This window comes from Agromyces aerolatus (assembly GCF_031432255.1).
In the GTDB taxonomy this organism is placed as follows: domain Bacteria; phylum Actinomycetota; class Actinomycetes; order Actinomycetales; family Microbacteriaceae; genus Agromyces.
In genome coordinates, this window is sequence record NZ_JAVKGQ010000016.1 from 15,053 (window position 1) to 39,161 (window position 24,109).

The 24,109-nt window shown below is 71.4% G+C and carries 18 protein-coding genes and 2 tRNA genes; 8 read left to right on the top strand and 12 right to left on the bottom strand.

Annotated features, from left to right (window positions below):
• Positions 1-42: 42 nt before the first annotated feature.
• Together RH864_RS16140 and RH864_RS16145 are read right to left on the bottom strand one after the other, a co-directional pair.
• Positions 43-1,332, bottom strand: coding sequence for an extracellular solute-binding protein (locus RH864_RS16140; RefSeq protein ID WP_310518601.1), 1,290 nt, complete (start codon positions 1,330-1,332; stop codon positions 43-45).
• 54 nt (positions 1,333-1,386) lie between these two features.
• Entirely contained in the window at positions 1,387-2,223 is an 837-nt protein-coding gene (locus RH864_RS16145) for a BtpA/SgcQ family protein (protein ID WP_310518602.1), read from the bottom strand.
• A 189-nt stretch (positions 2,224-2,412) separates the two neighbouring features.
• On the opposite strand from RH864_RS16145, the gene RH864_RS16150 reads away from it, so the two are divergent.
• Positions 2,413-3,177: a DeoR/GlpR family DNA-binding transcription regulator gene (locus tag RH864_RS16150; protein ID WP_310518603.1), complete on the top strand. Its 765-nt coding sequence runs from the start codon at positions 2,413-2,415 to the stop codon at positions 3,175-3,177.
• Positions 3,178-3,237: 60 nt separating this feature from the next.
• Here RH864_RS16150 and RH864_RS16155 read toward each other — a convergent pair whose 3' ends face one another.
• Together RH864_RS16155 and RH864_RS16160 are read right to left on the bottom strand one after the other, a co-directional pair.
• Positions 3,238-4,629 carry an NtaA/DmoA family FMN-dependent monooxygenase gene (locus tag RH864_RS16155; protein ID WP_310518604.1) on the bottom strand — a complete coding sequence of 464 codons (1,392 nt, stop codon included), beginning with the start codon at positions 4,627-4,629 and terminating at the stop codon, positions 3,238-3,240.
• Positions 4,630-4,769: 140 nt separating this feature from the next.
• Positions 4,770-7,583 carry an RHS repeat-associated core domain-containing protein gene (locus RH864_RS16160; protein ID WP_310518605.1) on the bottom strand — a complete coding sequence of 938 codons (2,814 nt, stop codon included), beginning with the start codon at positions 7,581-7,583 and terminating at the stop codon, positions 4,770-4,772.
• Positions 7,584-7,782: 199 nt separating this feature from the next.
• Between RH864_RS16160 and RH864_RS16165 the strand changes: the two genes are divergently transcribed.
• Both RH864_RS16165 and ligD read left to right on the top strand, forming a co-directional pair.
• Positions 7,783-8,283 carry a GIY-YIG nuclease family protein gene (locus tag RH864_RS16165; protein WP_310518606.1) on the top strand — a complete coding sequence of 167 codons (501 nt, stop codon included), beginning with the start codon at positions 7,783-7,785 and terminating at the stop codon, positions 8,281-8,283.
• 9 nt (positions 8,284-8,292) lie between these two features.
• The gene (gene ligD / locus RH864_RS16170; RefSeq protein WP_310518607.1) at positions 8,293-9,492 is read left to right on the top strand and encodes a non-homologous end-joining DNA ligase; all 1,200 of its coding nucleotides are present in this window, start codon (positions 8,293-8,295) and stop codon (positions 9,490-9,492) included.
• A gap of 21 nt (positions 9,493-9,513) precedes the next feature.
• Here ligD and RH864_RS16175 read toward each other — a convergent pair whose 3' ends face one another.
• On the bottom strand, positions 9,514-11,268 hold the full coding sequence (locus tag RH864_RS16175; RefSeq protein ID WP_310518608.1) for an RHS repeat-associated core domain-containing protein: 1,755 nt from the start codon (positions 11,266-11,268) through the stop codon (positions 9,514-9,516).
• A gap of 190 nt (positions 11,269-11,458) precedes the next feature.
• On the opposite strand from RH864_RS16175, the gene RH864_RS16180 reads away from it, so the two are divergent.
• Entirely contained in the window at positions 11,459-12,082 is a 624-nt protein-coding gene (locus tag RH864_RS16180) for a flavodoxin family protein (RefSeq protein ID WP_310518609.1), read from the top strand.
• A gap of 49 nt (positions 12,083-12,131) precedes the next feature.
• Here RH864_RS16180 and RH864_RS16185 read toward each other — a convergent pair whose 3' ends face one another.
• From RH864_RS16185 to RH864_RS16195, 3 genes are all read right to left on the bottom strand, one after another.
• Complete coding sequence (locus RH864_RS16185) at positions 12,132-14,633, bottom strand: RHS repeat-associated core domain-containing protein (RefSeq protein ID WP_310518610.1); 2,502 nt, start codon at positions 14,631-14,633, stop codon at positions 12,132-12,134.
• 175 nt (positions 14,634-14,808) lie between these two features.
• Positions 14,809-14,882 (bottom strand) — tRNA-Met (locus tag RH864_RS16190).
• 32 nt (positions 14,883-14,914) lie between these two features.
• Positions 14,915-14,986, bottom strand: a tRNA-Thr gene (locus RH864_RS16195).
• 135 nt (positions 14,987-15,121) lie between these two features.
• On the opposite strand from RH864_RS16195, the gene RH864_RS16200 reads away from it, so the two are divergent.
• Entirely contained in the window at positions 15,122-16,831 is a 1,710-nt protein-coding gene (locus RH864_RS16200) for a glycoside hydrolase family 13 protein (protein ID WP_310518611.1), read from the top strand.
• 6 nt (positions 16,832-16,837) lie between these two features.
• Here RH864_RS16200 and RH864_RS16205 read toward each other — a convergent pair whose 3' ends face one another.
• The 4 genes from RH864_RS16205 to RH864_RS16220 all read right to left on the bottom strand — a co-directional run bounded on the left by RH864_RS16205 (position 16,838) and on the right by RH864_RS16220 (position 21,099).
• Positions 16,838-18,046 carry a M23 family metallopeptidase gene (locus RH864_RS16205; RefSeq protein WP_310518612.1) on the bottom strand — a complete coding sequence of 403 codons (1,209 nt, stop codon included), beginning with the start codon at positions 18,044-18,046 and terminating at the stop codon, positions 16,838-16,840.
• Positions 18,047-18,246: 200 nt separating this feature from the next.
• A complete protein-coding gene (locus RH864_RS16210) occupies positions 18,247-19,077 on the bottom strand; it encodes an inositol monophosphatase family protein (RefSeq protein WP_310518613.1) in 831 nt (276 codons plus the stop codon).
• Positions 19,078-19,374: 297 nt separating this feature from the next.
• Positions 19,375-20,088 (bottom strand): GntR family transcriptional regulator, encoded by a 714-nt coding sequence (locus RH864_RS16215; protein ID WP_310518614.1) that lies wholly within the window; start codon positions 20,086-20,088, stop codon positions 19,375-19,377.
• 63 nt (positions 20,089-20,151) lie between these two features.
• On the bottom strand, positions 20,152-21,099 hold the full coding sequence (locus RH864_RS16220) for an NAD(P)-dependent oxidoreductase (RefSeq protein ID WP_310518615.1): 948 nt from the start codon (positions 21,097-21,099) through the stop codon (positions 20,152-20,154).
• A 64-nt stretch (positions 21,100-21,163) separates the two neighbouring features.
• On the opposite strand from RH864_RS16220, the gene RH864_RS16225 reads away from it, so the two are divergent.
• The 3 genes from RH864_RS16225 (at position 21,164) to RH864_RS16235 (ending at position 24,079) form a co-directional block, all read left to right on the top strand.
• Positions 21,164-22,195, top strand: a complete 1,032-nt coding sequence (locus RH864_RS16225; RefSeq protein ID WP_310518616.1) for a sugar phosphate isomerase/epimerase family protein — start codon at positions 21,164-21,166, stop codon at positions 22,193-22,195.
• Positions 22,192-22,959 (top strand): SDR family NAD(P)-dependent oxidoreductase, encoded by a 768-nt coding sequence (locus RH864_RS16230; protein WP_310518617.1) that lies wholly within the window; start codon positions 22,192-22,194, stop codon positions 22,957-22,959. The genes RH864_RS16225 and RH864_RS16230 overlap by 4 nt, the downstream gene beginning before the upstream one ends.
• 166 nt (positions 22,960-23,125) lie before the next feature.
• A complete protein-coding gene (locus tag RH864_RS16235; protein ID WP_310518618.1) occupies positions 23,126-24,079 on the top strand; it encodes an NAD(P)-dependent oxidoreductase in 954 nt (317 codons plus the stop codon).
• Positions 24,080-24,109 lie beyond the last annotated feature (30 nt).

Genomic DNA, 24,109 nt, shown 5'->3' on the forward strand with positions numbered 1-24,109 from the left:
GGGGAGCGATCGCTCCCCGCCGCAGGGTGGATGCGCGGGACGTCACCCGTCGCTCTCCATGACCTTGTTCATCGTGGCGCCCAGCTTGTCCATCGTCTCCTGGGCCGGTGCGCCGCCCATGATGGCGTGCATCGAGTTCACGAGCTCGCCGGTCGCCTCGACCGCGCCCCACGAGGGTGTGGTCGGCACGAACCGGGCCGTCTCCAGCTGCTGCGGATAGACGCTCCACAGCTCGGACGAGTAGGAGCCCGTCGTCGACTCGGCCTCGAGGGCCTCGACGTTGGCCGGCATGAATCCGAGCTGGCTGGTGAACTCGACCAGACGCTCGGGATCCAGCACGAACTCGATGAACTCGCCGGCGGTCCGCGCCTGCTCGCATCCCTCGAAGATCGCGAAGTCGCTGCCGCCCATGAACGTCGAGTTGTTGCCGCCGGGGCCCTCGGGCATGAGCGCCGTGCCCACCAGACCCTCCATCTCGGGGTTCTGCAGGAGCAGGCTCTGGAGATCCCAGTTTCCGGCGACGAACATGCCCAGGTCACCCTGACTGAAGGCGTTCACCATGTCGCCTCCGCTCCAGGTGAGGGCGCCCTCGGGCGAGAGGCGGTGCTCGGTGAGCAGCGACGCGTAGAACGAGTACGCATCCACGGCTTCGGGCGAGTCCATGCCGGAGACCCACGTGCCGTCCTCCTCGGTGGCGATCTCGCCGCCCCACGCCCACACGTTGGGCAGGTAATACCACTGTCCGCCGCCGGCGACGCCGAAGCCGTACATATCGGGGTACGCCTCCTGGAATGCGAGACCGGTCGTCACGACCTCGTCCCAGGTCGTCGGCGGCTCCAGACCTGCCTCCTCAAACAGGTCGGCACGGTAGACGAGCGCGCGGACTGCGGCGTTCCACGGGTACCCGTAGACCTCGTCGTCGAGGATGACGCTCTCGGCGGCGGCGGGCACGTAGGTCTCGCGGACCTCTTCGGGGTCGCGGCCCGTGGGCTGCAGTGCACCGAGCGAGGCGAACTCCGGTACCCAGGTGTTGCCGACGAGTCCGACGCACGGGGCCGTCCCGCTGGAGATCGCGGTGATGTATTGCTGGTGGGCATCGGATCCGCCGACGAAGCGCAGTTCGATGTCGACGTCTTCGTTGCCGAACTCGTCCACGAGGTCCTTCCAGTACTGCTCGTACTCGGCACCCCAGTCGCTGAGCCAGACCTCCATCGTGCCGCTCTCGGCGCCGCCTGTCTGCTCGCCGCCGCCACCTGCGGCGCAGCCGGCAAGGGCAGCGAGGGCGCCGCCGGCGATGGCCGCCAGGGCGACCGCACGTGATCGTGTTCTCATTGGTTCTCTCCTCGCGCTGGGTTATCGGGGTACTTCGGTGTATCCGTGTTGCGTCTATCGAGTCAGGAGGGGGACGGCGGTACGGGGCTGCCACAGGTCGCCGGCGGCCGCCTCGACGAAGCGTGCGACACGAGCGGGGTCGACCTCGTTCCAGGTGTTGCCGTCGCGCTTGAGCGAGGAACCGACGAGGACCCCGTCCGCGACCTGGAGGATGTCGGCGATCGTCTCCGCGCGGACTCCGGTGTTCACGAGCACCGCCGTGTCGGGCACGGCCAGCTTGGCCTCGCGCACCTCCGCGAGGTCCACCGCGACGCCCGTCGCGGAGCCGCTGACGAGGATGCCGTCGGCCAGCGAGCTGAACACGGCACTGTGGGCCACTTTGCCGATCGGGCGTGCTGCGAGGGGTGCGGCGAACTCCGCAGTGATGTTGAAGAAGCACTTCACATCGGCGCCGATGTTGCGGCGGAGCTTGAGCGCGGCGTTCGGATCGGTGTTCCACAGCCCCATCTCGCTGGCGTACACCCCGGTGAACACCTCGCGGACGAATCGGGCGCCGGTCGCGTGGGCGATGGAGATCGCGGCCTGCGGATCCCACAGCACGTCGACTCCGAAGGGGATGTCCAGATCCGCTGCCACCGACGTGACGACTGCGGTCATCGCGGCGACGACCTCCGGCCCGGCGATGGCGGAGTAGGGGCGATCGTTCTCGTTGCAGAAGAGCACGGCGTCCACGCCGCTGGCCGCGAGGACGGACACGTCCCGGGCGACGCGATCGCGGATCGCGTCAATCCCGCCCTTCTCGTCATACAGCGGATATCCCGGGAGCGCCGGCAAATGAGCCATCGCGATGATGGCCTTCGACTTGCCGAACAGATCCTGAATGATGGTCATGGAGCACTCCTCGCTACCCGATCTTGTGGAAACATCGGCAACTTATGGCCACTAAAGCCTCGCCGTCAAGCAAATTCGTGCACATTCGTGCAGAAAATCGGGACGTAATGTGTATGTAACGACGCGTAACGCCCCGATTACATGCAGAAGCGGGCGCATACGGCCTATGATGGCGCCGAAGGAGGATGCATGCTCACAGCCGCGCGCCGCTCGCTGATTCAACAAGAACTCGAGTCAGCGACCTACGTGACCACGAGCGACCTCAGCTCGCGCCTGGACGTCGACGTGTCCACGGTGCGCCGTGACCTGATCGCGCTGGAGCGGGAGGGAATCCTCGTGCGCCGACACGGTGGCGCGATGCTCGTGGACTCGCGCACCGACGCCGACATCCCCTACAGCTACAAGGCGACCCTGCGCACCGCTGAGAAGACGGCGATCGCTGCCAGGGCGGCGGCGATGGTCGCGCCGGGCGAGATCGTCATCGTGGACAGCGGGTCGACCACGTTCGAGATGGTCCTCGCCCTGCGCGACGTCTCCGATCTGACGGTGGTGACCAACGATCTGCAGATCGCCCGGACGGTCGCCGACATCGAGGGCTGGCGGCTGCTGGTCACCGGTGGCGCCCTGATGGAGCACGTCTACACGCTTTCCGGCGAGGCGGCGGTCAGGTTCTTCGAAGACGTTCGCGCGGACTGGACGTTCCTGGGTGCCGACGCGGTCGATCCCCGGCTCGGAGTGACGAACTCCAACCCCCAGGAGGCGCAGGTCAAGCGGGCGATGATCGCCGCATCGAACGAGACCGTGATCCTCGCGGACTCGTCCAAGCTCAATCGGAGGTCGGTGAGTCCGGTCGCTCAGATCGCCGATGTGAAGCATCTGATCACCGATGGGGGTCTCGATGTCGACAGCCGAGCCGCGTACGGTCCCGGCCTCATCATCGTCGATGCGCGATGAGAACGTCGATGCGGGATGAGAACACCGTGCCGTGAGCGCACGAAGTGCCCAGCCCCGCTCCTAGTCCACCAGCGCGCGTGACGCGGCGTGCACGTTCGCGGGGCGCTCGAGGCCGAGATGGTCGCGCAGCGTGGCCCCCTCGTACTCGGTCGGGAACACGCCGAGGCGTTGCAGCTCGGGGATGACGCCGGTCGCGAACGCCTCGAACTGGGCCGGTTGGGTGGCCGACAGCACGTTGAACCCGTCGACGGCACCGGCGTCGCCCCACGCCGCGAACTCGGCCGCGATGTCGGCGGGAGTTCCGACGATCATGGACGCGTGCACCGTCGCGGTCACGACCAGGTGGCGGAACGTGGGCGGACGGTCGCCGCCGAGGACCCGCCCGGTCCGCTCCGCGACGAGCGCGGCGAGCTCGAGGCCGAGCGTCGAGAACGCCGCGGCGAGCCCGGGCGGCACCGGGTCGTCCGGCCGGAACCCGTCGAGGCCGACGCCGACGAGTCCGGCGAGGTGGCCGAGCGAGCGCTCGGCGGGGAACGCCCGCGGTGGAGCATCCGCCCAGTCCTCGCCGACCGCGACCAGCTCGGTGAGCCGGTCTGCGATCGCCTGGGCGTGCGCGCGCGTCTGGCCGACGACCGGGAGCACCGGGACGATGACCTTCAGGGTGCGGTCGTCGCGGCCCGCCTCGAACGCGAGCGCGCGCAGCTCCTCGCGGAGCTCGATCGCGCGGCCGATGCCGGGCACCGCGACCAGCGCGACATCGGCGCTCCGCGCCGCGAACAGCCGCGCGCGCGGCGATGTGCCGGAGTGCACGATCGGCAGGTGGCCCTGCACGGGCCGGATGACGTTCAGCGGTCCGGCGACGCGCACGTGCGCACCCTGGAACCTGGTGGGGTGCAGGCCGGCCGGGTCGAGGTAGCGCCCGGTCTCGGCGTCGGCGACGATCGCGTCGTCCTCGAACGAGTCCCACAGCCGCCTGAGCACGGTCTCGAACTCGCCGGCCCGGTCGTACCTGCGGTCGGCGGGCTCGCGCACGTCGCGCCCGTGGTTGGCGTCGGCGTCGGGGTCGGCCGCGGCCACGAGGTTGAGCCCGGCGCGTCCGCCCGAGAGGAGGTCGATCGACGCCGTGGCACGCGCGAGCGCATACGGGTCGGCGTACGTCGTGTTGGCGGTCGCGATGAGGCCGATGCGGCTGGTCACCGCGGCGAGATAGCTGACGGCTGAGAGCGGGTCGATGCGTGCCACGAGGTGCGGGTCGCGGTGCTCGAGCTCGGGCCCGGTCGCGAGCCAGTCGCCGAAGAACAGGTAGTCGAGTCGCGCGGCCTCGGCGATCTCGGCGGTGCGCCTGAGCGCGGCGGCGTCGCCGCGCGGGTCGCGGTGCGCGCCGGGCACCCGCCACCCCGACGGGTACGCGCCGAGGGTGCGCACCATGGCGCCGATGATGAGTCGAGACATGCGCGGAAGACCTCCCCGCTGCCGACGTTACGAATCGCTCGCGCCCGGCGCGACCGCCGTCGTCACATGGGTTGATCGACCGTCATACGGCGAGATTCTGGGTCATCTGACGTCACGTGCCGCGTTCTGGGCAGGAGCTATTAAAAAGGCCCGGGCGTCCCGCGCGCCTGCGCCTCGAAGACGTCGACCACCTTCTGCGGCGGATCGAGGTACACGATGTGGATGTATGACCCGTCTGCGATGCCGTCCCCACCGATGGCCTGGACTTGCAGCACCTTGATGCCCCGCTCTTGGAGATACCGCTCGAACACCTCGGTCCTCTGCGTGAGGAACTCCGGCTCTGTCGGGTCAGCAGCTCCGACATACCACGGGTTCCGAACGTACACGGTGTCCGGGTTCACCTCGTAGAGCACGATGTTCATAGCCCGGCCGTTCTCTGGCATGAGCTCGGCGGCCATCACAGACTTTTGTGTGGGTGCATCCGAGGAGGAGAACGTCAAGGTCCCGACCTCTCCCCAGGTATTCTTGCGCACCGCATTCCAGTACTTCGGGCTGCCGTCGGCGTTGTGCATCACCATCCAGCCGGTCAGCTCGTGAATCCTGGTGTACTTCGTTCGGGCCTGCGCCAGGGTCATGCCGGAATTGACCTTGGTTTGTGGAAGAGGATTCTCGAGCCCGGCGATTCGACCGGCGATGGCGCGCTCGGCGCGCTCCACACCTCTCGCGAGCGCGCCCGCGACAGCGCCCGCCGCAAGCCCGACCCCGCCGAGCACGGCGCTCCCCGCACCCAGCCCCAGGGCGAGGTCATCGTCCATGAACTCCGGTTTGACCGCGTCCACGGTGAGCGCGGTCGCCACCGCGGTGTCCGCGACGGCCGCAATCGTGGCCAGCCCCAGCGCCACGTCGGTGGCCGTCATGATCGCGCCTCCGGCCATTCCGGGGAGGACTGACATTGCGAGCGTGGTCGCGTAGGCGGCCGCGCCGAGCCCGATCAGCGAGAGCGCGAGCCCGACGCCGGCGAGCGAGATCGTGAGCCAGTCGACCTTCGCGGTCCGGCCGCTCGGGTCGACGTGCGTGATCGGGTTCGCATCGCCGAACCAGTACCGGTTGTGCTGATCGGCGGGGTCGCGCTGCTGGAACCGGCGGGTCTCGGGGTCGTAGCTGCGGATCTGCAGATGCTGGGTCCCGGTCGGGTTCGTGTACTCGCCCGCGTATCGGAACGGCTGGTAGGTCACGTCGCCGACGAGCAGGGCGGCGGATGCCTCGGGGTCGCCCTGCGGGCGCACACCCAGCCCGTAGTCGTCGTACGCGTACCTCTCGGTCACGGCACCCCCGCCGTCGGTCAGGTCGCTGACGTTGCCGTGCCGGTCGTGCCCGGAGTAGGCGGTTCCGCCGGCGATCGTGCGGGCGTGCCGCATCGCGCCGATCAGGTACGACCCGGCCGCCCAGTCCCCGGGGTCGGCCGCACCGGTGTCAGGCGTGTGCGTGTCGGCGAGCAGCGCCGTGCCGTCCCAGTAGAACCGGGTCGCCCGTTCGGCGCCCGTGCCGGGGTCCGTGGCCGCGAGCTGCCGGCGCTGCCCGGTCGCCCAGTAGGACGTGCGGATCGCCTCGCCCGCCGGGCTGAGCTCCTCGATGGCGCGGTTCTGCGCGTCGTAAGCGTACCTCGTGCCGTCGTGACCAGACACCTGACGGCCGAGCTCGTCGTATCGGAAGCCCTCGTCGGCGACGCGCGACTCGCCCGCGGCGTTCGCGTGCCTGATCGTCGCGCCGGTCGGCCGGTCCGCGGGCTCCTCGGCGCCGTCGTCGGGAAACGTGTACGTCTGCTCCTGGACGACGCGCTCACCGGACGCGTCGCCGACGAGCACCGTGCGCCCAGTGAGCGCGCCGCGGTCCGAGTACTCGGACACCACGCGCGTCGCGCCGTCGGACAGCGCGCTCGAGTACGCGACCTGGCCCGAGGCGGCACCCACCGCGGCGGCAGGCTCCGGCATGTCGGGCCAGCCCGACGCGAACCCCTCGACCGGCTGCCAGGTCCGCTCGCTCAGCACCTCGGCCGACACCGCGTCGACGACCCGGACCCGGTCCACCGCGCTCCGCCCGTCGGCCAGGCTCTGCCACGCGAACTCGGTGACCGCACCCGACACGCCGCTCAGTCGCGACACCATCCCGTCGGGCGCGTACCCGACCGACGTGCGCCCGCCGACCGCGTCGACCACGCCGCCCACACGCCCGCCGGCGAGCTCGACCGACGAGGCGTGCCGGCCGGCGCCGGCTCGGGTCGCGACCTCGACGCGGCCCGGATCCGACCAGTCCAGCTCGGTCACCACACCCACCTCGGTGACGACCGACGTCAACCGGTGCGCGTCGCCCGCGGCCCACGTCCAGTCGACCCGGTTCCCGAACCGATCCTCCCTGGCGATCGGGTCGCCGTCGGCGTCGAAGTACGACACCGTGCCGCCGAGCTCCAGCAGCCGGAACGCGAACTGACGCGCCCCGACCAAGCCATCGGCCCGGCCGGGCAGCTCGCCCGGCACCTGCTCGAAACGGAGATCGGTCATCGGGTACCCCGAAAGCCCGGACGGCGCGGTGGCATCGGCCGCGAAGACCTCGCCCCTGGACGGGAACACCCGGACCCCGCCGCGCACGTCCACGAAGCCGACGCCGGCGATCGACCATGCTTCGCCGAGCCCGAACCGGTCGACACCGGCCAGCTGCGAGCTCCACGCCAGCCCGATCCCACCCGCCGGCAGGACGAACGACACCGCCCCCGAGGCCTCGCCTACCGCGGCTTCGACCCCGTCTCCCACCGCGAACCCGCCGGCTGGCAGCGCCTCGCCGCCCTCGGCCGGGTCCGCGGCCCACGAAGGCGAGACCACTCCGCCCACCACCGCCGCGCAGACCACCGCGCCCAGCGCGACCGACCGCGCACCATGCCGCATCACCTGTACCACCATGCGGGGAGTATATTACAATATGTCCTCCGTGTGGGGCCTGTGAGAAAGTTCTTGGGACCTGTGACACATATGGGGGCCGCCTCGATCCGGATGCCTCGTGTCGGTGGCCCGCCGTAGCGTGCCGCCTATGGGTGAGGGGTGTGTCAGTACGGGCGCGGCCGGCGTGCGGTGCGACCGCCCGGTGGTGCCGGGCGCACCGGTGGCACTGTGCGCGGCGCACCTCGCCGCGGCGCACGAGTGGGTCGAGCGTGAGGTGGGCGTCGCCGACCTGCTGCCCGCGCCGTGCACCGCGTGCGGGCACGCCGTCGGTGCGCGCTACCCGTCCGGCTGGATCTGCGCGCGCTGCGAGTGGCGGTTCGGCGACGTGCCCGACGCCGAGCTCATCGCGCTCGGCGAGCTTCGCGTCGACGTCGTGTACTACGTGCGCTGGCGCGATCAGGTGAAGATCGGCACGACCGCGAATCCGAAGCGCCGGCTCGCCGCGCTTCCGGTCGAGGAGGTGCTCGCGTTCGAGCGCGGCGACCGGCTCGTCGAACGGCGCCGGCACGAGCAGTTCGCGGCGCACCGCTTCCCGCGCACCGAGTGGTTCCGGCTGCACGACGAGCTGCTCGCGCTCACCGACGAGCTGAGCGCGGGCGTCGACGACCCGTGGGTGCTCGTCGACCGCTGGACCTCGCGCCGGCTCGCGGCCCGGGCGTAGGGTGGGCGCGTGAGCGCGACGACGGAGTCCGAGACCCTCGAGATCGACGGGCGCGAGGTGCGCGTGAGCCACCCCGGCAAGATGGTGTTCCCCGAGCCGGGCCTGACGAAGCTCGACCTCATCCGCTACTACCTCGCCGTCTCCGACGGCGCGCTGCGCGGCGCGGGCGGCCGGCCCATGGTGCTGAAGCGCTTCGTGAAGGGCATCGACCAGGAGGCGTTCTTCCAGAAGCGCGCACCCGAGAAACGGCCCGACTGGATCGACACCGCGACCCTGCACTACGCGCGCGGCACGTCGGCCGAGGAGGTCGTGGTGCGCGACGCGGCGGCGCTCGCGTGGGTCGTGAACCTCGGATGCATCGACCTGAACCCGCACCCGGTGCGCGCGGAAGACCTCGATCATCCCGACGAGCTCCGCGTCGACCTCGACCCGATGCCGGGCGTCGAGTGGGCGCAGCTCGTCGACGTCGCGTTCGTCGTGCGCGAGGTCCTCGCCGACCACGGGCTCACGGGCTGGCCGAAGACGTCGGGCTCACGGGGCATCCATCTGCTCGTCAGGCTCGAGCCGCGCTGGGAGTTCCCCGACGTGCGCCTCGCGGCCGAGACGATCGCGCGTGAGGTCGCGACCCGTGTGCCCGACCTCGCGACCGCCCGGTGGTGGAAGGAGCAGCGCGGCGAACGCGTGTTCGTCGACTTCAACCAGAACGCGAAGGACCGCACCGTGGCGTCGGCCTACTCGGTGCGCCCGCGGCCCGACGCGCGCGTGTCGACCCCGCTCGGCTGGGACGAGCTGCGGCTCCGCCGCCCCGAGGAGTTCACGGTCGCGACGGTGCTCGACCGCTTCGCCGAGCTCGGCGACCCGATGGCGGGCATCGACGATGCGGCCGGCCGCCTCGACTCGCTGCTCGCGCTGGCCTCCGACCTCGGCCCGGTCGAGCGCGACGAGCGCGAGCTGCCCGTGATCGAGATCGCGCGCGCCGAGACGAAGGACGAGGCGCTCGACGGGTTCGAGCGGTGGAAGGCGCGGCACGCGAAGGTCGTCGAGCATCTGCGCCCGGCCGACGTGCTCGTCGACGGCATGCGCGGCTCGAGCTCGCTCTGGTACCGGGTGCGCGTCAACCTCGAGCACGTGCCCGAGGGCGAGCGGCCCGAGCAGGCGCCGCTCGAGGTCGACTACGACCCGTGGAAGGGGCGCGCGCCTGGCGCGTGAGGTTCGCCGGGCACGAATCGGTCAGTCCTCGTACCTCGAGTTCGGATCATCGGGACCCGACTCGCCGTCGCTTCGCAGGGCGACCTTCTGCCTCACGGGACCTGGAGCGTTGAGATACCATACCCGCGCCGGCTCCTTGGGACCTCCGTTGTACGGGAGATAGACGCGGATCACCTGGATCCGGTGCTTCTGCACGAGCTGCCTCAGACCATCGCTCGTGATCGTCGCGCTCTTTCCTGCGATCGTCAGGAACGCTGCTTCCTCGCCACCGACGACGTACCGGGGGTTCAGCACGGCGAAGAACCATTTCGTCATATCCGAATGGCCGTCGTCGTGGAGCACGACGTCGAGCGCCTTCGCGTTCGGAGGCATGGCGTCGATGGCTGGGAAGGCGGAATCCACGGGCTGCTTCCGATATTGCTGGAAGACCGTCGCGGGCTCGTCGAAGAGCTGGGTGTCAGCGAGGTGTTCCCAGTGCACGAGCTCGCCGTGTTTCGTGTGGGTCACTTTCCACCCCGTGAGCCGTGCGGGACTCCAGTTCTGCTGGAGCGCCTCGTTCCAGTTCCGCACGGGAGCGAGTTTCCGGAGCGCGGTGGCGCCTCCGGCGACGAGGCCGAGCGCGCCGGCCGTGACGCCGAGCGCGAGCGCGACGTCGTCGTCGAAGAGGTCGGTGCTGAACTCATCGACCGCGAGCGCCGCACCGAGCCCGACGTCCGCGACCGCGGCTCCGATCGTGATGCCCAAGGTGACCTTCGTCGCGGTCATGATCGCCCCGAAGCTCCCGACCCCGGTCATCGCGACCGTCGCGGACGTGAGCGCACCCCAGAACCCGATGACGGACAGCGCCAGACCGACGCCCGCGATCGCGAGACCGAGCCAGTCGAGCTCGCCCTTCCGCCCGCTCGGGTCGACGTAGCTGATCGGGTTCGCGTTGCCGAACCAGTACGGGTTGTGCTCGTCGGCGAGGTCGAGCTGGTGGAACCGGCGCGTCTCGGCGTCGTAGGTGCGCACCTGCAGGTGCTGCGTGCCGGTCGGATCGGTGTACTCGCCCGCGTACCCGAAGGGTTGATGGCTCACGTCGCCGACGAGGGCGATGGCGGATGCCTCGGGGGCACGCTCGGGCCGCGGGCTCGCGCCGTAGTCGTCGTACTCGTAGCGGGCGGTCACGGCACCGGTGTCGTCGGTCAGGCCGGTCACGTTCCCGTGCCGGTCGTGCCCGTAGTAGGCGGCCACCACGCCCGCGCGCTGGTCCCCGCCCGCGGTGGTGGTGCGGGCGTGCCGCATGACCCCGGACAGGTACGAGCCCGCGGCCCGTTCGGTCGCGACCTCGGCCTGGGCGTCGACGGTGTGCGTGTCGGTGAGCAGGCTCGCGCCGTCCCAGTAGAACCGGGTCTGCCGGTCGGCACCCGTGACCGGGTCGGTGGCGGTCAGGTCGCGGCGCTGCCCGGTGACCCAGTACCCGGTGCGGATCACCTCACCGCCCGAGGTCGTCTCGAGCACCGGCCGCCCCCGCCCGTCGTACGCCGTCGTGACGGTGTTGCCCATCACATCGGTCGCCGCGAGCGGCTGGCCGTGGACCAGGTCGGTCACGGTCGTCGTGGTCGCCGCGAGCCCGGTGCCCGCCGCGACCGTCTCCGTCACGGTCAGCTCGCCCGAGCCGAGATCGACGGACTTGCCCCGTGCGGTCACGACCGGCTCGCCGGCACCACCCTGCGGGAACATCCGCTCGTCGGTGACGAACCCGTCATCGGCGACCTCGAACTCCGACCGGCCCACGCGCGATAGGGACCACACCGCGCCATCGCGTCTTCCAGAGACCCATCCGCACAATATATCACTATGCAGAGGAAGTGCTCGTGGCGTGTGGACGACCGGAGCACCTCGCGCGCGGGCGGACCGTGCCACCGCATCCGGCCGCGGTCGTCAACCCCTCGACGAAGGTCGGGCGTCGCGCGAGGCTCGAGTCATGGATACGCAAGGTCTCACCGCGGTCGCGCTCGTCTGCTCGCTCAAGCCGAGCCCCGCCCCGTCGAGCAGCGAGAAGCTCGCGCGCGAGGTGCTCGCCGAGCTCGCGCGGAACGGCGTCGCCGAGGGCGACGTCGTGCGCGTCGTCGACCACGCGATCGCTCCCGGCGTCGAGAAGGACATGGGCCAGGGCGACGACTGGCCGGCGATCCGCGACCGGGTGCTCGCGGCCGACGTCATCGTGTTCTCGACGCCCACCTGGATGGGCCACATGTCGAGCGTCGCGCAGCGCGTGCTGGAGCGGCTGGACGCCGAGCTCGCCGAGACGGATGCCTCCGGCAGGCCGACGATGTTCGGCAAGGTGGCCGTGATCGCGGTCGTCGGCAATGAGGACGGCGCACATGCGATCATCGCCGACGTCGCTCAGGGCCTGAACGATGTGGGGGTCACGATTCCCGCGCAGGGCGGCACGTACTGGAACGGTGCCGCCATGGAGACGACGGACTACAACGACCTGCCGTCGACGCCCGAGACGACCGCGGCGGCGACGGCGACGGCCGCCCGCAATGCGGCGCACGTCGCGGCGCTGCTCAAGGGCGAGCCGTACCCGGTTCCGCCGAGCTGAGCGGGGTCGCGGAGCTTGGCGGCGCGGCCGAGCCGAGCAGGGCGAGAGGTCAGTACAGCTCAGGATCTTTCCGGTAGTTGAGCTTCGGCCGCGAGTGCGTCCGCGCGTCGCGGAGTGCGCCTTCGACTTTCTGGAAGAACTTGCGATTCCACAGCTGGCCGACGACGGGATGCGACGGCCAGTCGGCCCGCATCGCGGTGTTGTACGGATCGGGCTTGATATAGAGCAGGGTGATGCCCCGCTCCCGCATGAACTCGTCCAGCCGCGCTCCGGTGATCGGGTCCCCGATGTACGGCTGCTCCTGGGGTCGGAGGTTCGAGTACATCGAGTTCCGGATCAGATATTCGGAGTCTGAGTGCCCCGCACCTCTCTTGACCATGACGACCTTGATCGCGCGGACGCGCTTCCCGACCACCTGGTCACCGCTGTGCAGGGTGCTCGCGTCCAGCCCTCCCCCGATGCCCTTGATGTTCTTCGCCCGATCGAGCACCGGTCCCGACATGAACTCGTGGATCCGCCGAACCAGCTGACCTTCCTCGGTCGTGTGCTGGTAGGCCTTGAGGCGCCCGTCCTTGGTGTGCCGCAGCCGCCACGCGGTGAGCTCCCAGTTCGACCAGAACTTCTGCACGGCCTCGCGGAGGTTCTTCGGCGGCCTGAACCGCGCGAAGAGGCCCGTGGCCCCGCTCATGGCACCGAGCGCGAGCGTCGCGACGCTGAGCCCGAGCTCGACGTCGTCGTCGATGACGTCGAAGACGGCCTGATCGAACGCGAGGGCCGCGCCGATGCCGACATCGAGGGCGGCCGCGCCGATCGTGACCCCCAGCGCCACCTTCGTGCCGGTGAGCACGGCCGCCCAGCTGCCGGCGCCCGCGATCGCCGCGCCGGCCGTGCCCGCCGCCACGCCGAGCCCGATGAACGAGAGCATGAGACCCGCGCCGGCGAGCGCGATGGCGAGCCAGTCGGGCTCGCCGGTGCGGCCCGTGGGGTCGACGTGCGTGATCGGGTTCGCGTTGCCGTACCAGTAGGCGTTGTGCTGGTCGGCCGGATCGAGCTGCTGGAAGCGCCGCGTCTCGGGGTCGTAGGTGCGGACCTCGAGGTGCTGGCCGCCGGTCGGGTCGGTGTACTCGCCGGCGTACCCGAACGGCTGACGGGACACGTCGCCGACGAGCATCGAGGCGGGTGTCTCGCCATCCGCCTGCCCGCCCAGTCTGACGCCGTAGTCGTCGTACCCGGAGCGTTCGGTCACCGCGCCGGTGCGGTCGGTGAGGTCGGTCACCCGCCCGAGGTCGTCGAACTCGAAGCGCTCCTCCACGGTGCGCGCGGCCCCGAGCGCGTCCAGGTACGTGACCGCCGCGTGCGTCGGGCGGGTCACCGGCAGCTCGCCGTCCGCTTCGGGGTAGGTGTACGACTGCTCGTGGGCGACACGCTCGCCGGATGCGTCGCGAACCAGCACCTGCCGCTCGACCAGCAGGTGCCGGCCGCTGTACTCCGACACGACGCGCGTGGCCCCGTCGGACACGGCCGTCGAGTACCGCAGGTCGTCGACCGCCGCACCGGCGCTCGCGTCCGGCACGAGCGGCCAGCCCGAGGCGACGCCCTCGCCCGGCTGCCAGGACCGTTCCGTGATCGCCTCGCCCGTGAGCGCATCGATCACCCGGATCCGGTCGACCGCGGACGAGCCATCCGCCATCGCCCGCCACCCCACCTCCATCGCGGCACCCGACGCGCCGGCCAGCCGCGAGACGAGCCCCGCTTCCGAATACCCGACGGCCGAGCGCCGGCCGACCGCATCGAGCACCCCGCCCAGTCGCCCGTGTTCGATCGCGACGACCGACCGCACCGGCGCCCGCGCGCCGACCGACGTCGACACCACCACGCGCCCCGGATCCGACCAGTCCAGCGTGGTCGCGACGCCGGAGTCGGTCACGACCCCGACCAGGCGGTGCCCGGCCCGCTCATCCCACTCCCAGTCCACCCGGTTCCCGAACGCGTCGACTCGCGCGACCGGGTCGCCCGCGGCCGAGAAGTACGACACCGTGCCGCCGAGCTCGGTCAGGCGGTAGGCGTAGGCCCGCTCGCCGGCGACCCCGTCGCCACGCGCGGGCAGCGCGCCGGGCACCTGCTCGAACCGGACATCCCCGAGCTCGTAGCCGGACAGGCCGCTCGGCACCGAGGCATCCGCCTCGACCAGCTCGCCGCTCGCGGGCAGCACGCGCAGCCCGCCGCGGATGTCCACCGAGCCCACGCCGCCGATCGACCACCCCTCGCCGAACCCGAACCGATCCACCCCGGCCAGGCGGGAGTCCCACGCGAGCGCGATGCCGCCGGCGGCCAACTCGAACGACAACGCGCCCGACCGCTCGTCGACGAACCCTTCGACGCCGTCACCCACCGCGAAGCCGCCCGCCGCGGGCGTCGCGCCCACCGCACGGCTCGGCGCGGCCGCCCAGACCGGCGAGATCTCGCCGCCGACGACGCCCGCGCAGACCAGGATCCCGACCGCCCAGGCCACAGACGACGAAGCGGAGCGCGCCTGACGATTCCTCAGCATGGTGTGGAATATATCAGCGTCTTAAGATCGGACACAAAGAATATTCACTGCGCAGCCGCAATGCGGCCTCGACACGCCGAACGATGCCACCGAAAGGCCGGCCGTCACGGGCGGTCGAGACTGATCGAGACCGATCGTCGGAAATGCCCGACCGGTCACGACCGGTCCGCTGTTGTAGCGAGGGCGGGACTCGAACCCGCGACACCACGATTATGAGCCGTGTGCTCTAACCACCTGAGCTACCCCGCCGCGAGGCCACCCGGCACAGCCGGGAGAACCAGAGCCCCGAGTCAGGATTGAACTGACGACCCCTTCCTTACCATGGAAGTGCTCTACCACTGAGCTATCGGGGCACGCTGTCGACTCAGCACCCGCTGAATCAGCAACCGTACGAGGATATCACCTCGCGAGGGGTGCTCCGAACCGGCGGTCGCCACCCGCGGTGCAACCCTCATCCCGATTCGGAGGGGTGTCCTAGGGTGTTCCGCATGGCAACCGAATGGTGGCGCACGGCCGCGATCTACCAGATCTACCCCCGCTCCTTCGCCGACGCCGACGGCGACGGCATGGGCGACCTCACCGGGGTCACCGCGCGGCTGCCCGAGCTCGAGGAGCTCGGCATCGATGCGATCTGGCTCTCGCCGTTCTACACCTCGCCGCAGCGCGACGCGGGCTACGACGTCGCCGACTACTGCGACGTCGACCCGCGCTTCGGCACCCTCGCCGACTTCGACGCCATGCTCGAGGCGGCGCACGCGCGAGGCATCCGCGTCATCATCGACCTCGTGCCGAACCATTCGTCCGACCGGCACGTCTGGTTCCAGGCGGCGCTCGCCGCGGGCCGCGGCAGCGCGGAGCGCGCGCGGTATCTGTTCCGCGACGGCCGCGGGCTGAACGGCGAGCTGCCGCCGAACGACTGGCAGTCCGTGTTCGGCGGCCCCGCCTGGACTCGCGTGCTCGAAGCCGGCGGCGAGCCGGGCCAGTGGTACCTGCACCTGTTCGACAGCTCGCAGCCCGACTTCGACTGGGCGAACGACGAGGTGCGCGCGGAGTTCCGCCGCATCCTGCGCTTCTGGCTCGATCGCGGCGTCGACGGGTTCCGGGTCGATGTCGCGCACGGTCTCGTGAAGGCCGAGGGCCTACCCGACTGGACCCCGCCTGCGGCCGGCGGCAGCATGGGCGGCGCCGCGCACACGACCGTCGGCGAGGCGGCGACGGGCGTGCCGCTCGAGCCCGGCATCAGCGAGGAAGAGGGCGACGACGCCCCCTACTGGGCGCAGGAGGGCGTGCACGAGATCTACCGCGAGTGGCGGCGCCTGCTCGACGAGTACCCCGGTGAGCGCATCCTGGCGGCCGAGGCGTGGGTCGACCCGCTCGCGAAGGTCGCCGCGTGGGTGCGCCCCGACGAGATGCACCAGGCGTTCAACTTCGCCTACCTCGAGACCCCCTGGCAGGCCGACGCGCTCAGGCGCGTCATCGACGACTCGCTCGAGGCGTTCGCCGCGGTCGGCGCGCCGTCGACCTGGGTGCTCTCCAACCACGACGTCGTCCGGCACGCCACCCGGCTCGCCCTGACCGAGGAGAACCCGCAGGGCCACGGCGTGGGCCCGTCGACGCCCGGCATCGGCGATCCCGCGGTCGGCCTGCGGCGGGCGCGCGCGGCGACCGCGCTCATGCTCGCGCTTCCGGGGTCGGCATATCTGTACCAGGGCGAGGAGCTCGGCCTGCCCGAGGTCATCGACCTGCCCGACGACGCACGCGAAGACCCCACGTGGTTCCGCACGGGCGGCGAACGGTACGGCCGCGATGGCTGCCGCGTGCCGATCCCGTGGGAGGCGGAGGCGCCATCGTACGGCTTCGGGCCGTCGGATGACTCGTGGCTGCCGCAGCCCGCGGCGTGGGCTGAGCTCGCACGCGATCGACAGCACGGCGTGCCCGGGTCGACGCTCACGCTGTACCAGACCGCCCTGCGCCTCCGGCGCGAGCTCGGCGTCGCCGAGGGCGAGCTCGAGTGGCTGCCCGGGCTCCCGCCCACGGTCGTGGCATTCAGCAACCGTGACGTGACGGTCGTCGCGAACCTCGGCGACACCGCGGTGCCGCTTCCGGCGGGCGACCTCGTGCTCGCGTCCGGTCCGGTGACCGGCGAGCTGCCCGGGGACACCACGGTCTGGATGCGAGGCGGGACCTCGCGCCGGTAGGCCGGATCAGTTGGTGTTGGCGTAGAGCCACTCGAGCGGGTCGACCTTCTTGCCGTCGATGCCGCCCAGCCGGATCTCGAAGTGCAGGTGCGGCCCGGTCGACATGCCCGTCGAACCCGTCGTGCCCACGACGTCGCCGACGCTGACCGTGTCGCCCTTCTCGAACCGGCGCGAGTCGTACTGCATGTGCGCGTACACGCTCGTGATGGTCTCGCCGTCGATGACGTGGTCGATCATCATGACCACGCCGAGCGAGCCGCCCGCGTCGGTCGAGTTCGAGACCACGCCGTCGGCGATCGCCTGGATCTCGGCGCCGAGGCCCGGGTTGAAGTCCTGGCCGCCGTGGTCGCTCGAGCAGCCCGCACAGCTGCGGGGGCCGAACTGGTCGCCGATGTGCACGCCGACCGCGAACGGCCACTGGACGGTGCCCGACGGGTTGTTCGTGAACGTCGCCTCGGCCCGGATACCGGCCGCGCGCGCATACTCCTCGATGCTCTGGTGCTGGTAGCCCTCACGCTCGACGGTGGGCGAGGCGATGACATCACCGTCGACCTCGACGCGCTGGGTCGGGGCGTTCAGCTTCGCCGTCGCAGTGTCTTCGGCGGCGAGCGCGATCGCCTGCACCTCGGACGGCGTCAACAGCGAGAGCGCCGGAACCGAGGTCGCGAGCGCGAGGGTCGCGGCGAAGCCCATCGCCACCACCGCGCGCATGGCGCGGCGACCGCCGCCGCGCGTGGTCACGGCCGGGGCCGCGAGCGCGCCGCTGCTCGATGCGGACGCGCCGCGGTCGGCGACGGCCCCGCGAGCACGGTCGGTGTCGGCTTCGCGAGCGCGGCGGCCGGATGCCTCGTCGCCGGTCGCGCGGGCGCGCCGCCCGGAGACCTCGCCCGCCCGCCGCTCGCGGCGCGACACCGCGGCCGTGGGCTCGAGCATGACGACCTGCTCGGGGATGGCGGCGGGCTCGGGGGCGGGTGCCGCCGATGCCGGCTCCGCCGACACCTGGGCCGACTCGACGACCGCCATGACCGCCGTCGTGGGGGCGAGCGGCTCGGGTCGTGCCTCGGCCGGAGCCTCCGTCGCCTGGTTCGTCGCGGCCAGCGCCGCGGCGGCCGCTTCGCGCTCACGGCGCTCACGCCGCGTCAGGGGTTGCTCGGATGGCAGAGGGGCGGGCGTGCCTGGCGTTGAACCGTCGGGCACGAGGGGGGACTCGGGCACGTAGGGGAGCCTTCGCGTTCAGGGTGGATCGGACGGGAGATGATCATCACGTCAGCACGCCCCGAGAGACGTAACGCCGAGATAACGGATTGGTAAAGCGTAGCGTGCGACCTCGATTGTCGCCATCGAAGCTGGGGAACTCCTCCGCCACCAGGTGATGTGCCGTGAGATCGGCTCGACCGGGGCGGGTCCGACCCGTCCTAGGCGGGCGCGCCCGCCTCCCGGAGGGCTGCGACCAGGTCCTCATGCAGCCCAGGCACGGCGGCGACGAGGAACTCGTGGCTCTCGCGACCGCCGCCCGGGCCCGTGATCACGGCGCCCGCCTCGCGCGCGATGAGCGCACCGGCGGCGTGATCCCACGGGTTCAAGCCGACCTCGTAGAACGCGTCGAGCCGCCCGGCGGCGACGCTGCACAGGTCGAGCGAGGCCGCACCCATCCGGCGGAGATCGCGCACACGAGGCAGCAGGCGCGTGAGCACCTCTGCCTGCTCGCCCCGCCGCTCGGCCGCGTACGAGAACCCAGTGCCCACGAGCGCCTGTCCGAGGGCGACCTCGTCGACCGTGCGCAGCTCGCGCCCGCCGAGCCTCGCCCCGCCACCGGCGCTCGCCTCGAAGAGCTCGCCCGTGACCGGGTTCACGACCACGCCCGCGAGCGCGGTCCACGAGCCGGGCTCGGACGACTCGGAGACGACCGCGATGCTGACCGCCCACGACGGGATGCCGTAGAGGAAGTTCACGGTGCCGTCGATCGGATCCACGATCCAGTCGAGTCCGCTCGTGCCGATGTGCGTCGCCTCCTCCTCGCCGAGGATCCCGTCGTCGGGTCGCGCCTCGAGGATCAGCCGCCGGATGAAGGACTCGGTGTCGCGGTCGACCGCGGTCACGATGTCGGTCGGCGTCGACTTCGTCGCCGCGACCTCGACGCCCGCGCGCCGCGCCTCGAGCGCGAAGGACCCCGCGCTCACCGCGATGTCACGAGCGAGCACGAGGAGGTCGGCGGGCGAGGGCACGGAGGCGTCGGCGATCGTCATGCCCTCAACGCTACGGGGTATGCCTGAACAGCCGGCCCCAGCGAAACATGAGCAGACGTCACCTGAACTGGGGGCGAGTCATTCCGCCGTATTCGGGGCAAAGTTGGTACACGGCCCGAACCCGAATCGGGCCGCCGGAGCCGGTCCTCCCGACCGTTGGCGTTGCGAGCATCATCGACTCCCAGGGCACGCGCGGTTCACCCCACCTCGTGCGCCGACGCCCCGCCCCGGTTCCCCGACGGGAGGCGGGGCGTCATCCTGTGAGCCGCGGACGCCGACCCGCTCGCGAGCTCCGGATCACGATTCAGCGCGCTCGCCGAGCGCCGCGTCCGAGTCCGCCAGCGCACGCGCTCGCGCGCGTCCGAGGTGCTCGCGCATCGCGACCGCGGCCGCCTCACCGTCCCCGGTCGCGAAGGCCTCCACGATCGCCGCGTGTTCGGCGAACGCGTCGGCCACATCGACCGGACCCCGGACGACCACCTGGCGCATCCGGTGCGTGAGCGCCCCGAGCTGGTCGTAGAGCTCGACCAGGTACCGATTGCGCGCGTGCGCGAACACCACGGCATGGAAGGCCTCATCAGCCCGGAAGAACTCCCGGGTCAGCTCGAGCGGGATCTCGCCGCGCACCGCAACGATCCGCTCGACCACCACGCGATGCCGCTCGTGTGCGACCCAGAGGTCGGCGGCGGTCCGCTCGGCGTCGACGGCCGCCGACCGGGCCGCCCCGACCTCGAGCAGCACGCGGGCGTCGAAGAGCTCGGCCAGCTGGTCATGGTCGAGCGGTGGCGCGACCCGATATCCCTTGAGCGCTTCCCGGGCCACGAGGCCGGTCCGCTCGAGGTGCACCATGGCCTCGCGGACCGGGGTCGGCGAGACGTCGAGCTGGCGCGCGAGCAGGTCGATGGAGAGCCGGTCACCCGGCCGGAGCCCGCCCTGCAGCAGCATCTCGAGCAGACGGTCGTAGACCTGGTCGCGCAAGACGCGCCGGTCGACGTCCGCTCCAGCGACCATCACGTCCTCCAGGCGATCGAGCGAAGCGAGCCGCGACCCCGGGCCGAGCGGCGGGCTCCCAGTCTAGGCCGGTGACGCACCTGCGCCACCGGCGCCACGGACCCGCGGGAGGATCGTGCGCACCAACGTGGAGTCGTCGGCCGCAGCGGCACCCTGCGCGGCTCGCAGCACGTACAGCTGTTCGGCCGCCGCCGCGACGGGGGTGGCCAGGCCCACCGCGCGCGCGGCATCCCGCACGATGCCGAGGTCCTTGACGAAGATGTCGACGCGGCTGCGGGTCTCGGGCGTCTCGTCGTCGAGCGCCTCGAGCATGCGTGGTCCGCGGTCGGCGAGCATGAACGAGGCCGCGGCCCCGCTCGTCAGCGCCTCGAGCGACCGGGACGGGTCGAGACCGAGCGCCCTGGCGAGCGCGAGCGCTTCGGCGGCCGCGGCGATGTGCACCCCGCAGAGCAGCTGGTTCACGGTCTTCAGCGCCTGCCCCTGGCCGGGCGTCGCACCGACGACGACGAGCGTCGACGCGAGGGCGTCGAGGACGGGTTCGACCTTGGCGTATGCGGCCTGAGCCGCCCCGACGACGATGAGCAGGTCACCCGCACCGGCTCGCGTCGGTCCACCCGACACGGGGGCATCGACGAGGTCGACCCCGAGCCCCTGCAGCCGGTCGGCCACCCGCTCGATCGCCGCCGTTCCGATGGTGCTGGTCACGACCACGGTCGCACCCCGTCCGACCACCTCGGCGACGCCCTCCTCGCCGAAGAGCGCTTGCTCGAGCTGCTGCCCGTCGCGGACCGCGAGCAGGACGACGTCGGCGTCGTCGGCCGCGGCGCGCGCGGACGGCGACGGCGTCACTCCGGCTCGGGATGCCTCGGCCAGCCGCGCCTCGTCGAGGTCGAACCCGCGCACCTCGAAGAGGGTCGCGAGCCGGGTGGCCATGGGCAGGCCCATGGCTCCGAGCCCGAGCACGGCCACGGTGGACGCGGTCGCGGGGTGGGTGGTGCGGGCTCGGGTCATGTTCGACTCCCCATCGAGTTCGGATGCGCCTCACTGAATGGGTCAAATCCTATAGGATATGGGAATGCAGCACCAGGGACGGGCGCCCGCGACCGCGACTCACGGCATGACCAACGACGCCGGGACGACCACGATCGCGACCTGCCTGCACGGCGTTCCCTCGGTTCTCCGCGACGGGACCGCCCTGCACGACGCCCCGCTCGACGAATGGGACGAGACGTTCGCCGATCTCGCGGCCCTGGGGTTCACCGCCATCGAGCTCGCCGACAGCCATCTGCGGCCGGCGGACACCCCTCCCGCACGCGGCGGCGCGCTGCGTGCCCTCGCCGCCGAACACGGGCTGGCCATCCCCAGTCTGCACGTGCAGCGGGCCAGCATCCTCGCCCCCGGCCACGAGCGGGAGCACCTCAGGTACGCGCACCGCTCCATCGATGCGGCAGCCGAGTGGGGCATGCAGGTCTTCTCGACGGGGCTGCACCGGCCGTTCACCCCCGAGCAGCGCAGCGCACTGTGGTTCTGGACCGCCCAGGGGCCGGTCGACTCGACCGACCAGGAGACCTGGGCGGCGGCCGTCGCCGGGTTCCGTGAGCTCGGCCGTCACGCCGGCGAGGTCGGGCTGCGCCTCGCGCTCGAGATGTACGAGGACACGCTCCTCGGAACGGCGGCCTCGGCGGTCAGGCTCATCGAGGACATCGGCCTCGACCACGTCGGCCTCAACCCGGACATCGGCAACCTCATCCGCCTCAAGCGGCCGGTCGAAGACTGGCGCGAGGCCTACGCCATGACCCTCCCGCACGCCAACTACTGGCATCTGAAGAACTACCACCGCGACGAGGACCCCGGCCGAGGCTGGTACTCGGCGAGTCCGGCGACGCTCGAAGACGGCCTCATCGACTATCGCCGGGTCGTTCGCGATGCGCTCGAAGGCGGATACGACGGCATCTTCGTCATGGAGCAGTACGGCGGCGACAGCCTCGGGGTCTGCGCCACGAACGCCGCGTACGTGCGGCGGCTCCTCGAAGACCACGATCGTCGAGCCGACCGCCGGCGAGCACGCACCACATCGATCACCCCCACCGAACAGGAGCGACCATGACCGCCTTCCCCGCCGAGCGCACCGCACTGGTGACGGGAGCCGCCTCGCCGCGCGGCATCGGCCGCACGGTCGTCCACGTCCTCGCCGAGCACGGCTGGCACATCGGCATCCTCGACGTCGACGGCGACGCAGCGACCGGCCTCTCCGCCGAGGTCGCCGACCGATGGGGCGTGCAGGCCTCGGCCGAGTCAGCGGACGTCGCCGACGAGGCATCCGTTCGCGCAGCGATCGACGCGCTCGAAGCGCGACTGCCGCAACTCGTCGCCGTCGTGAACGTCGCGGGCGTGAGCTCGGCGGTCCCGTACCTCGACGTCACCGCCGACGAATGGCGGCGCGTGCTCAGCATCAACCTGGACGGCGTGCACTTCGTGACCAGGCGGGCCGTCGAGTCGATGGTGCCGAACGGGGTCGGGCGGGTCGTGAGTCTGACCTCGGTCTCGGCGCAACGCGGCGGCGGCACCTTCTCGAAGACGGCGTACTCCACGGCGAAGGCCGGGGTGATCGGGCTCTCCAGATCCCTGGCGCGCGAGCTGGGGCCGCACGGCGTGACGGTGAACACCATCTCGCCCGGGCCGATCGACACCGACATCATGGGTGGCACCCTGAGCGATGAGCGCAAGACGGCACTCGCCGCCGAGGGGGTGCTCCCCCGCATCGGCACCCCGCGCGACGTCGCCGCGGCCATCGCCTACCTCGTGAGCGAGGATGCGTCGTTCGTCACGGGCCAGACGCTCAACGTCGACGGCGGGCTCTACATGCACTGACGGGTCGACGCCGCAGCGCGGCCGCGCGAACGTGCGACAGCTGTCCAAGGAGGTCGGCCACCCCACCGCCCTAGCGTGGATGGGAAGCGACGGCGGCCGGTGCGTCCTCTGCGCCGGGTCCATCCGGACCGCGCCGTCGAACCCACCGAACGAAGGGCGGACATTGGTGACAACCGAGGTATCGAGCGAGCGAGCGGTCGTCCTCGTCTCCCAGGATCTCGAGCGGGTCGACCTCCCGGGCTGGCAGAGCCTGGTGGTCCAGACGCTCGCGGACGCGGGCCTGACCGCGGAGTTCTGGGACCCGGCGGATCCCACGCCCCGGCCCGGCGTGCGGGGCCTGCTCGTCAACGCCATGACGATCGGGACGCCACAGCTCGACGTGCTCCCGGACCTGACGAGCGTCGTGCGCTTCGGGTCCGGAATCGACAACATCGACGTGCCGGAGTGCGAGCGCAGGGGCATCACGGTGCGCAACACGCCGGACCCGATCGGACGTGAGATGGCCGCGGCGACCGTCAGCCTCGTCATCTCCCGCCTCCTCCGTCTCCGAGAGAAGGAGCGACGCTTCCGCGAGGAGGGCTGGGGAGCCCGCTTCGGCATCCACGCCGAAGGCGTCGCGGGCAGCATCGTCGGACTGGTCGGCGCCGGACGGATCGCGAGGACCACGGCCGCCGCGCTGCAGGCGGTCGGCGCCGACGTGCGCTTCACGTCGCAGGATCCGCGCGCCGCAGCCGACCCGTTCGGGATGCAGATGGACCTCGACGCCCTGTGCGAGGCCGTCGACGTGCTCGTCGTCCTGAGCCCGCTCAGGGACGACACCCGGAACCTCATCGACGCCGCCCGCATCGAACGCCTCCGCCGAGGAGCCCACCTCGTCGTGATGGGCCGGGGCGGCGTGGCCGATCAGGACGCCGCGATCGCGGCGCTCGCCGCCGGTCGCCTGGGCTCGCTCCACCTCGAGGTGTTCACGGTGGAGCCGTTCGAGGCGCGGGAGCTGCCCGCCATCGACGGGCTCACCGCGACCGCGCACGACGCGGCATGGGGACGGTCGTTCTTCACGAACACGCTGCGTGAGGCCGCCGCACGCCTGAGCGACGCGGCTCAGCAGCCGCGGCCGTAGGCCGCGCCCGTAGGCCGCGGCCGAGGCCGG

Bases quoted from the DNA above. Each gene is read 5' to 3' on its own strand.
- RH864_RS16140 (WP_310518601.1), bottom strand. From the start codon at position 1,332: ATGAGAACACGATCACGTGCGGTCGCCCTGGCGGCCATCGCCGGCGGC.
- RH864_RS16145 (WP_310518602.1), bottom strand. From the start codon at position 2,223: ATGACCATCATTCAGGATCTGTTCGGCAAGTCGAAGGCCATCATCGCG.
- RH864_RS16150 (WP_310518603.1), top strand. From the start codon at position 2,413: ATGCTCACAGCCGCGCGCCGCTCGCTGATTCAACAAGAACTCGAGTCA.
- RH864_RS16155 (WP_310518604.1), bottom strand. From the start codon at position 4,629: ATGTCTCGACTCATCATCGGCGCCATGGTGCGCACCCTCGGCGCGTAC.
- RH864_RS16160 (WP_310518605.1), bottom strand. From the start codon at position 7,583: ATGGTGGTACAGGTGATGCGGCATGGTGCGCGGTCGGTCGCGCTGGGC.
- RH864_RS16180 (WP_310518609.1), top strand. From the start codon at position 11,459: ATGGATACGCAAGGTCTCACCGCGGTCGCGCTCGTCTGCTCGCTCAAG.
- RH864_RS16185 (WP_310518610.1), bottom strand. From the start codon at position 14,633: ATGCTGAGGAATCGTCAGGCGCGCTCCGCTTCGTCGTCTGTGGCCTGG.
- RH864_RS16200 (WP_310518611.1), top strand. From the start codon at position 15,122: ATGGCAACCGAATGGTGGCGCACGGCCGCGATCTACCAGATCTACCCC.
- RH864_RS16210 (WP_310518613.1), bottom strand. From the start codon at position 19,077: ATGACGATCGCCGACGCCTCCGTGCCCTCGCCCGCCGACCTCCTCGTG.
- RH864_RS16215 (WP_310518614.1), bottom strand. From the start codon at position 20,088: ATGGTCGCTGGAGCGGACGTCGACCGGCGCGTCTTGCGCGACCAGGTC.
- RH864_RS16220 (WP_310518615.1), bottom strand. From the start codon at position 21,099: ATGACCCGAGCCCGCACCACCCACCCCGCGACCGCGTCCACCGTGGCC.
- RH864_RS16225 (WP_310518616.1), top strand. From the start codon at position 21,164: ATGCAGCACCAGGGACGGGCGCCCGCGACCGCGACTCACGGCATGACC.
- RH864_RS16230 (WP_310518617.1), top strand. From the start codon at position 22,192: ATGACCGCCTTCCCCGCCGAGCGCACCGCACTGGTGACGGGAGCCGCC.